The sequence below is a fragment of the Candidatus Hydrogenedentota bacterium genome, assembly GCA_012523015.1.
In the GTDB taxonomy this organism is placed as follows: Bacteria; Hydrogenedentota; Hydrogenedentia; order Hydrogenedentales; family CAITNO01; genus JAAYBJ01.
The window spans coordinates 1-8,869 of record JAAYJI010000207.1 but is presented as its reverse complement, the minus strand read 5'-3'; the positions used below and the strand labels follow the sequence as shown (position 1 = coordinate 8,869).

Annotated in this window: 5 protein-coding genes; all 5 read left to right on the top strand. The window is 49.8% G+C overall.

The genetic code is table 11. The annotated features are described in order from the left end of the window. Window positions 1-138 precede the first annotated feature (138 nt). The gene (locus tag GX117_08940) at window positions 139-609 is read left to right on the top strand and encodes a biotin/lipoyl-binding protein (protein ID NLO33465.1); all 471 of its coding nucleotides are present in this window, start codon (window positions 139-141) and stop codon (window positions 607-609) included. Between the two features lie 3 nt (window positions 610-612). Further along, window positions 613-1,392 (top strand): efflux RND transporter periplasmic adaptor subunit, encoded by a 780-nt coding sequence (locus GX117_08935; GenBank protein NLO33464.1) that lies wholly within the window; start codon window positions 613-615, stop codon window positions 1,390-1,392. 151 nt (window positions 1,393-1,543) lie between these two features. Further along, the gene (locus tag GX117_08930; GenBank protein ID NLO33463.1) at window positions 1,544-5,155 is read left to right on the top strand and encodes an efflux RND transporter permease subunit; all 3,612 of its coding nucleotides are present in this window, start codon (window positions 1,544-1,546) and stop codon (window positions 5,153-5,155) included. Continuing rightward, window positions 5,152-8,277, top strand: a complete 3,126-nt coding sequence (locus GX117_08925; GenBank protein ID NLO33462.1) for an efflux RND transporter permease subunit — start codon at window positions 5,152-5,154, stop codon at window positions 8,275-8,277. Before GX117_08930 ends, GX117_08925 begins: the two co-directional genes overlap by 4 nt. Before the next feature lie 214 nt (window positions 8,278-8,491). Further along, the coding region (locus GX117_08920; protein ID NLO33461.1) for an alanine--tRNA ligase at window positions 8,492-8,869 on the top strand (378 nt) is incomplete at its 3' end.

Sequence of the window (8,869 nt, the reverse complement as noted above, 5' to 3'; positions counted from 1 at the left end):
TTGGTTAGCACTTTGAAGTAGGTTGCCGATGCAAAAGAAGTATTCTATATTGATTCATCAATAAATCGTATATAATATAGTTTCCATTCCATTTTAAATGCTAGAGAACCCTAATCCAGGCAAAAGGCTATAAAAGCGATGATCAAATTGATACACATGGTGTTAATGGTATCCGTCATAGGATGTTTAGCGATCTTGTCCGGTTGCGACAAACCGGTAGAAGGAACGGTTACAGAGAGCAGCCCGCCAACAGATGCGCCCCTATTTGTGGTGCCTGTACAAGCGGTGACACCCAAGCGCGGCGATGTTTCGGCTTTTTTCGAAACGACCTCGCGCATCGAAGCCAGAAACCGTGTGGAAATATTGTCCAAGGGAGCCGGTTTGTGCCTCAAGGTAAATGCGGAAGTGGGCGATACCGTCACCGCCGGTCAGGCTTTGGTCGAGTTAGAGCGCGATGAATTTGAAGCGCAAATTCGCCAAGCACGGGTTGCTGTACAACAACAGAAGACTGCTTATGAAATTGCTCAACGCAGTTTCGAAGAGGGTATAGGCGCTTCGGTGGAGCGGGACAATATGAAGTTCGCCCACGAACAGGCGCTCTCCAGCTAAGAGATGGCGGAATTAAAGCTTCGTAATCAAACCGTTTCAGCTCCTATCAGCGGCATTATCACCTATCGCATCGTCCAAGAAGGAATGGTAGTTTCCCCCGGAATGCCTTTATTTTCATTGGTCGATCCGGCATCCTACACGCTGCCCGTAAATGTTCCCGAAAAAGACTTGGTACGTAGCAAGATCGGACAAGAAGCGCAGGCACATATTGATGCTTTTCCCAACCGCGTCTTCCGCACGCGGGTCAGTCGAATTAACCCGAGCATTGATCCCCTCACAGGCACCGTTGTCGTCTTACTTGATTTTGCTGATGAAGACAAAACCTTGTTACGTGATGCTGCTTTCGCGCGGGTCAAACTGGTCATGGAAGTTCATCAAAATGCGGTGTTGGTGCCGCGGGACGCTATTATCGAAGAAGAAGGTCGAAAATACGTCTTTCTGTTAGACTTGGTGCCTGAAGACGAAATCGATCCTTCCCGCTTTACGGGACTCAATGAACGTTCCGCCTACCAAGCGCGAAGAGTCGAAATTAAAACCGGTCTTGAGCAAAGTGATGTGATCGAAGTGGTGCAAGGGATTGACGATGATATGCTTGTCGTCACTATGGGTCAGCACACCTTAAAACCGGAAACCTATGTTATGATTACCAATTTAGATGAGGAGATGAGTTTTCGTACGCCCATGACTCCGCAAGAGGCGCTTGTTGCCGCGGAGAAAAATAAAGACATGATGGTCAGCACCGAAAGCAGCAGCGATGCATCTGATTTGGGGATGGGATTGTAGGCGGCGATAATGTCAAACATGGTCGTTTGCTCGGGAGCCTGGTGTAATCTATCAATAGAAAAAAGTGGGTCTGTTCCCCTTACCATAAACACAACCGAATCAAGCCTAAATGGGTTGATCGCGCTGTACGATAAAAGGCAGGGTGTCCTCTATGGATGAAAATAAAAGTCTTAATCTTGACACGGATCAACAACAGCCCCGCCACAGTCTTTTTGCCATTCGAAGACCCGTATCCACGGCCATGCTGATTTTGACACTGGCTGTTTTTGGTTGGCGATCCTATCAAAATCTTCCCATTAATTTGATGCCTGACATTTCCTATCCCAGCCTTACCGTTAGAACCGAATACGAAGGGGCGGCTCCGGAAGACGTGGAAATGCTGGTGACGCGGCCTTTGGAAGAGTTGCTTAGTATTGTAAGCAATATGGTGGAAATCAGCAGTGTCTCGTCGCCCGGGCTTTCCGAAATTATTCTGGAGTTCACGTGGGACGCGGACATGAATCTGGCGCAGCAGGAAGTGCGGGATCGCTTGGATCTCTTTGACCCGCCCCGCGAGGTAACCAGTAAGCCTGTGATCCTCCGTTACGATCCCGGTCTGGATCCCATTATGCGCGTTGCCATCACCTCCGACAACCCGGAGCATATTCCCGGTTCCGCAGAAGAACGCGCCGCGTTGACGACCATACGCGAGGCTGCAGAACGAAAACTGAAAGCTGATTTGGAAGCGGAAAGCGGTATTGCACAGGCGCAGGTCAAAGGAGGGCAAGAAGAGGAAATTCAGGTTCTCTTAGATGTTGAACGATTGAAAGCGCTGGGCATCTCGCCGCACTATGTGATCACCACCTTGGCGCAGCAAAATATCAATCTCTCAGGCGGACAATTACGGGAAGGGGAAACGGAGTATCTTGTCCGAACACTTAACGAGTTCAGAACCATTGACGATATTGCGAACAGTATCATTGTGACGCCCGCAGGCGCGCAGCGCCGTCTCTTTGAGCTTGCCAATGTATTTCTTGGCACCAAGGAACGGGAATCTATCGTTCACATTAACGGGCAAGAAGCGGTCGCCATCGATATTTTTAAGGAAGGGGATGCCAACACAGTCACCATTTGCAACAAGGTCCGTGGATTACTCGGTTTTGAACAGGAGTATTCCTTTCAAGAACGTATGATGGAGGCCTATAAAAAAGCCAAGGAAAAGCAGCATAAAGAACCGGATGTGTCCAGTGGCATGGGAACCGAAGAGACTGAAAAGAAAAGGGGTGCTTTTCTGGATCGTTTGCCGCCCTATGCCAAGCTTTCCATGATTAGCGATCAATCACGATTCATCCGCGGCGCTATAAAAGAAGTTCAGACCGCCATTCTCCAAGGCGGGGTTCTTGCCTTATTGGTGCTCTTCCTTTTTCTTCAAGAGATGCGATCTACGGTCATTATTGGGATATCTATTCCCATATCCGTTATCACCGCTTTTGTCCCCATGTTTTTCCGTGGGGTGACCTTAAACATTATGTCTCTTGGCGGCTTAGCTTTGGGCGTCGGCATGTTGGTGGATAACTCCATTGTAGTTTTGGAAAGTGTCTTTCGATGCAGAGAGGAGGGTGACGATCCTGTCACCGCCGCTGACCGCGGCACCCGTGAAGTCTTTGGCGCGGTTATTGCATCCACCTTAACAACCATCTGCGTATTCTTGCCCGTCATCTTTGTCGAGGGAATCGCCGGACAACTCTTCAACGATTTGGCAATGACGGTGACATTTTCTCTTTCCGCGTCTTTGCTTGCCGCCCTGTACTTGATTCCCTTGATGGTTTCACGCTCAACTTCGGGGCTTCAGTCAAGCCGGTATGTGGTCTGGATCGTTGCTGCTTTCCGCGAAGGTCGCGACGACAGAAACTATACACGCGGGCAAGCGCTTCTAATGAGCTTGCCGATAAGCTTGGGCTATGCCGTAGCTTTTTTGAAAAAGAGTTGGATTGATTTTGTTGCGCCTCTTCGGAGAATCCTGCTATCCTCCTTGACCCGCCCATCTTGGAAAAGTATTTTTACCTTTCCTTACGCCCTTTTGGCAATGCCCGTGGGGATAGCTCTGTTTTTGTTGCGTATTGTTTTGGGAACACTTTTAACCCTCCTCGTTACGATTCTGTTCCTGTGCCTTGGCGTTGTCTTTGCGATCTTTAGCGTTGCACGCAAAATCTTAAATGTTATTTTGTACGTGCCGCTCAAAGCCTTTGCCCACAGTTTTGAAGCCTTTAGAAAGGGCTATGGCTTTGTCCTCAACTTTTCACTGCGCCTGAGCCCGCTCTTTATTCTTGCTGCCGTCTTAATCTTTATACACTCCATTTATCTCGCCCGTGATCTGGGCAGAGAACTGATGCCGCCCACGCGACAGGGAGAGTTCGGACTGCGCATGGAGATACGAGCCGGAGCACCACTTGAGGAAACTGAGCAGCGTGCGTGCCGCTTTGAAGAAATTATCCGTTCAGTGCCTGAAGTGGATTCAGTGACCGTTGAAATCGGACAGGAAAAAGACAATACGGGCAGTGGCCGCGGCGAAAATGTGGCGCAATTTACGGTGTTGCTGCACGATATGAAAGAGCAGCAGACTCTCCAAGATGAGATCATCGATGATCTCCGAAGAAAAATTCTTGCCGCTGCCACCGACGAAATCATTACCTTTTCCACACCGACGCTTTTCAGTTTCAGAAGTGCCATCGAAACCCAGTTGGCGGGTGATGTGCAGACTGAACTGCGGCGCTACGGTCAGATCGCCATCGCAGAAATGTCACAAATTCCGGGCGTGAAAGATGCCGAGCTAAGCGTGAAACCGGGCTATCCTGAATTGATTATTGAAATGGCTCGTAATCTCCTCGCCGCCCGCGGATTGTCTCCCGGTGATGTGGCGCAACGCTTGCGTTCTGAAATACAAGGTGAAGTTGCGACGCGATTCAGTCGCGGCGCTGACAAAATCGATATTCGTGTTCGTGCCGATCAAAATATTTTGCGCGGCGTTGATGACTTGCAAAGCCTTTCTGTTGTGGATGGGCTCACACCGATCCCCTTGCGGGATGTCGCCAATTTGCGTATTGAACAAGGCCCCAGCGAAATCAGACGTATCGGGCAGCGGCGAACCGTTTTAATTTCCGCCAATGTGGAAGGACGCGACCTTGGCGCGGTCTCTGCTGATATCGACCAAAAACTGGCATCCATCGCCTTGCCGCAAGATATGTACTTTCTGCAAAGCGGTCAACGCCGTGAATTGGACACGGCTTTTGGAAGTCTCGGCTTTGTGCTGCTTCTCGCTGCTTTCCTCGTCTATGTGGTCATGGCGTGTCAATTTGAGTCGCTCATCCAACCTGCTCTCGTGATGTTCACTGCGCCCTTGGCTTTTATCGGTGTTATTTATGTCTTGTATCTCACCGAAACAAGTCTCAGTGTAATGGTTTTTCTGGGCGGCGTGATCCTCATCGGCATTGCCGTAAATAATGCCATTGTACTGGTGGACTATACCAATCAACTCCGTGAACGGGGGCTCAGCAAACATGACGCCATTGTTGAGGCGGGTAAAGTGCGCCTGCGGCCCATACTCATGACCACTATTACCACAGTGTTGGGCTTGTTGCCCATGGTCATCAGCTCCGGAGACGGCGCGGAAATGCGGCGTCCCCTCGCCCTAACCTTAATCGCAGGACTTTCTGTGGCGACCCTGCTAACCCTGTTTATTATTCCTATGGCCTATAACCTCTTCACCGGGAAAGAGCGCTCATGAAGTTTTCATTGCCCGCTTTTGCCCTTCGGCGCCCTGTATCCATTGTGATGCTGTCGGTGACGATGCTCGGATTAGGCGCCATATCTTGGTTTAAGCTTCCCCAGACTTTTTTGCCCAAAGCGGAAGCACCCTTTGTGCTTGTTCTTTTCCCCTATCCCGGCGCCGTACCTGAACAAGTGGAACAGCAAATTTCCGTACCTGTCGAGGGGGAGTTTCGAACGATCCCCGGGCTGACAAGGATAGAAACAAACTCCCATAGCAACGGTTGCACCGTCGAACTGATCTTCGGTGTTGATACAAACATGGCGGTTATCACGGGAGAAATCAGGGATCGTATCGAAAGACTAAAACTGATTTTGCCCAAAGAGGTTGACCGCGTACAGATGAAACGCTTCAGCATTGACTCTGTTCCTGTTATGGTGGTGGGCATGTTTAATCCGGGCGACCGTGAAGAGTTCGCGCACCTTGTACGCAAAGTTGCGGAACCGCGGCTGCGCCGGCTTCCCGGTGTGGCGCGTGTCGAAGTGCACTCGCCTTCCGCGCCCCGCGAAGTACTGATTGAGTTTGAGCAAGATCGGCTGCGCAGTCTTAACCTCGCGCTCTCCGACATTATTCAAAGCATTCATGAAAGCAGCATGAATCTCTCTTTAGGGGATATGACCGATTCGACAACCCGCTATTATGCCCGCTACGAAGGGGAATATCGAAGCGTCGAGGACATCGCCCGCATTGTTGTCGGACCCAACGGGCTGCGTTTGGGCGATGTCGCTACCGTTCATTTCAGCGCACGCAAAGAAACACAACGGGTCACTTTGGACGGCACCGACGGACTCATATTACTCGTCACCAAAGAGTCACAAGCAAACACGGTAAGTGTTTGTAAGGCCGTTCAAAAAGAACTGGATTCGCTGATTGAGACGCCCACCTTTCATGAGACGCGAATTCTTCCGCTCTTCGACCAATCCGAATTTATTATCAAAGCCTTGAAAAATCTTTTTCTTGAAGGCTTATTTGGCGCGGGCATGGCAGTGACGACCCTGTTGATTTTCATCCACAGACTCATCCCCACGACCCTCGTCGCTTTTTCCATTCCGGCATCCTTGGTATTTGCTCTCGTCTTCATGTTCTTTTCCGGAATGACCCTCAATATTATCACCATGGTATCCATGATTATCTCTGTCGGCATGCTGGTCGATAATTCCATTGTGGTCGTAGAAAATATATTGCGGCACCGCGCCCTAGGTGCTTCTGTACGCGAAGCGCTGGCTAAGGGACCGGAAGAAGTATACCTGGCTATTCTCGCGTCTACCGCCACCACCTGCGTCGTTTTCTTGCCCATGTTTTATATGCAGGCAGGACAAATGGCCGTGTTCATGAAACAGCTTGGCGGGCCCTTGGTCGCAGCACTGGCAGGAAGCCGCGTTGTTGCGCTTACCATTATTCCCTTGATTCTGGGTAAGCTTGAAATGAGGGCGGAACGCCTCGGTATTGTGCGCTACGACGAAAAACAAAATAGACTCGTGGCGTGGGCAGGCGGCGGTGTGGATCGTCTTGTCCGTGTTTACGAAATGATGTTGCGTGCCTCGCTGCGCTGGCGCTTCGTCTTCGTTTGCGGCGTCCTATTTATTCTCTTTATTACCATACGAATTCCCATGAAAGAAGTGGGCATGCGGTCCCTCCCCAAATTGGATATGCGTGAAGTCACCATTAGCGTTAATATGACACCAAATTATGGGATGGAGGAAGCTACCGAACTATTTAAGCGTCTGGAAACGGAACTCGATGCTCTGCGGGACACCTTGGGAATTAAGTATTTGTTGTCGCGTCACTTGCGAACCAGAGGCGAGATTCACGTGTATCTCTATACGGAAGATGATGGGCCGCGCGGTACAGATCCACCGTTCACGACAGAAGAAGTAATGAAAATTCTTTCGCAGAAATTGCCCAGTCAGACGCCGGGAGTACGCCTAAACTTGTATACCGCCGATGTCGGTGATCCCGGAGCAGAACGAGGCGTTAATCTTCGGCTGCGCGGCAATGACATGAAAGTGTTGAATACCTATGCCCGAATGGTGGCAGAATCTATGGCCCAAATTGAATCGCTTCGTGATATCAAAATCGGGGTGGAGCAGGAGAGCCAAGAGGTACAGGTCATCATTGATTCGCCCTTAGCGCTGCGCGCGGGCGTAACGCCCGTTGTCATTGCTCAGACGGTGGATGCTGCATTGCGCGGTGTGCGCATGCCTTATCTGAAGCTCGGCGGCCGTGAAATTCCCGTGTGGGCACAGTTTAGGGAAGAAGACCGACAATCACAAGCAAATCTTGACGCCATCGCCCTGCCGGGACTTTTCGGACAGTTGACGCCCCTAAGCCAATTGACCGATTATGCTAAAGCACCCGCGCCAAGCCGTATAAAACGTATCGACGGAAAAAATGTCATCGGTGTCTCGGCAAAGACGGATACCCGTAATCTGATTGCTGTGAAAGAAAAATTACGGGAACTGATGGACAGTGTCGATTTACCGCCCATGTATGAATTTCTTTTCGGCGATGAATTTGATGAACTGGAGAAGAATTTAGCCAACTTTACGGTAAGTATGTTAATGGCCGTTATACTGATTTATTTGGTTATGAGCGCCCTTTTCGAGTCTTTCCTGCTGCCCTTCTCCATTATGACTACTGTGCCTTTGGCGGGCATCGGGGCTGTGTGGCTCCTCTATTTTACAAATACGCCCTTCGACTCTATTTCGCTCATTGGCTGTATTTTGATGGCCGGCGTAATTGTCAATAACGGTATTGTCATTGTGGATCATATTACACAAGTGTGCCGAGAAGTGGAGGATCGTAATGAGGCTATCATACAGGCGGGACGAAACCGCTTTAAACCGGTTATGATGACCGCGATCACCACCATTTTGGGATTGCTTCCGGTAGCCTTGGCGCGCACAGGCGGTTCCGCTACTTTTGCAGGACTTGGCCGCGCCCTTATCGGCGGTTTGATGGCAGGCACTGTACTCACCCTCTTTATCGTTCCTATTTTCTACGGTATTTTGGAAGATTTCAACGCGTGGGTGAGAGATTTCCTAGCGAATATAAAAATGAGTCCTGTAAAAAAATCTTGACACCCTTGTTTTAAAGAAGTGCCGCAGTAGGCCTACACGGATTCGGAATGTTCGCGCTGCGCGTTTTGTTTTTTTTCGAATGGAGCGCCTCCACCTCTCTTCCCAATAATCTAAAACAGGGCATATTGCTGAGCAAAAACGATGTTGAGATGTGTTTGACGCGCTTTTTTTGGTATCATTTAATATCCCCCCTTATAAAAATGGAGACAGACCCATGAAAAGCAATGAAATACGTGCCGGTTTCCTTGAGTTTTTTCGGGAACGTGGTCATGTTATAGAAAAAAGCGATAGAATAGTACCTAGCAATGATCCGACGCTCTTATTTACAAGCGCCGGAATGGTCCAATTTAAACATTTCTATACCGGTGAAACGGAGGTGCCTTATCGACGGGCTGCTACCTCCCAAAAATGTCTGCGCGCCGGCGGCAAAGCAAATGACTTGGATGAAGTCGGCAAAACTTCGCGGCATCTCACGTTTTTTGAGATGCTGGGAAATTTTTCTTTCGGCGACTATTTTAAACATGACGCCATTCGCTGGAGCTGGGAGTTTACCACTGAAATATTGAAGTTTGCGCCGGAGGCAGTCGTGGTC

Excerpts from the sequence above, each read along its gene's own strand:
- GX117_08940 (NLO33465.1), top strand. The coding sequence starts at position 139 with ATGATCAAATTGATACACATGGTGTTAATGGTATCCGTCATAGGATGT.
- GX117_08935 (NLO33464.1), top strand. The coding sequence starts at position 613 with ATGGCGGAATTAAAGCTTCGTAATCAAACCGTTTCAGCTCCTATCAGC.
- GX117_08930 (NLO33463.1), top strand. The coding sequence starts at position 1,544 with ATGGATGAAAATAAAAGTCTTAATCTTGACACGGATCAACAACAGCCC.
- GX117_08925 (NLO33462.1), top strand. The coding sequence starts at position 5,152 with ATGAAGTTTTCATTGCCCGCTTTTGCCCTTCGGCGCCCTGTATCCATT.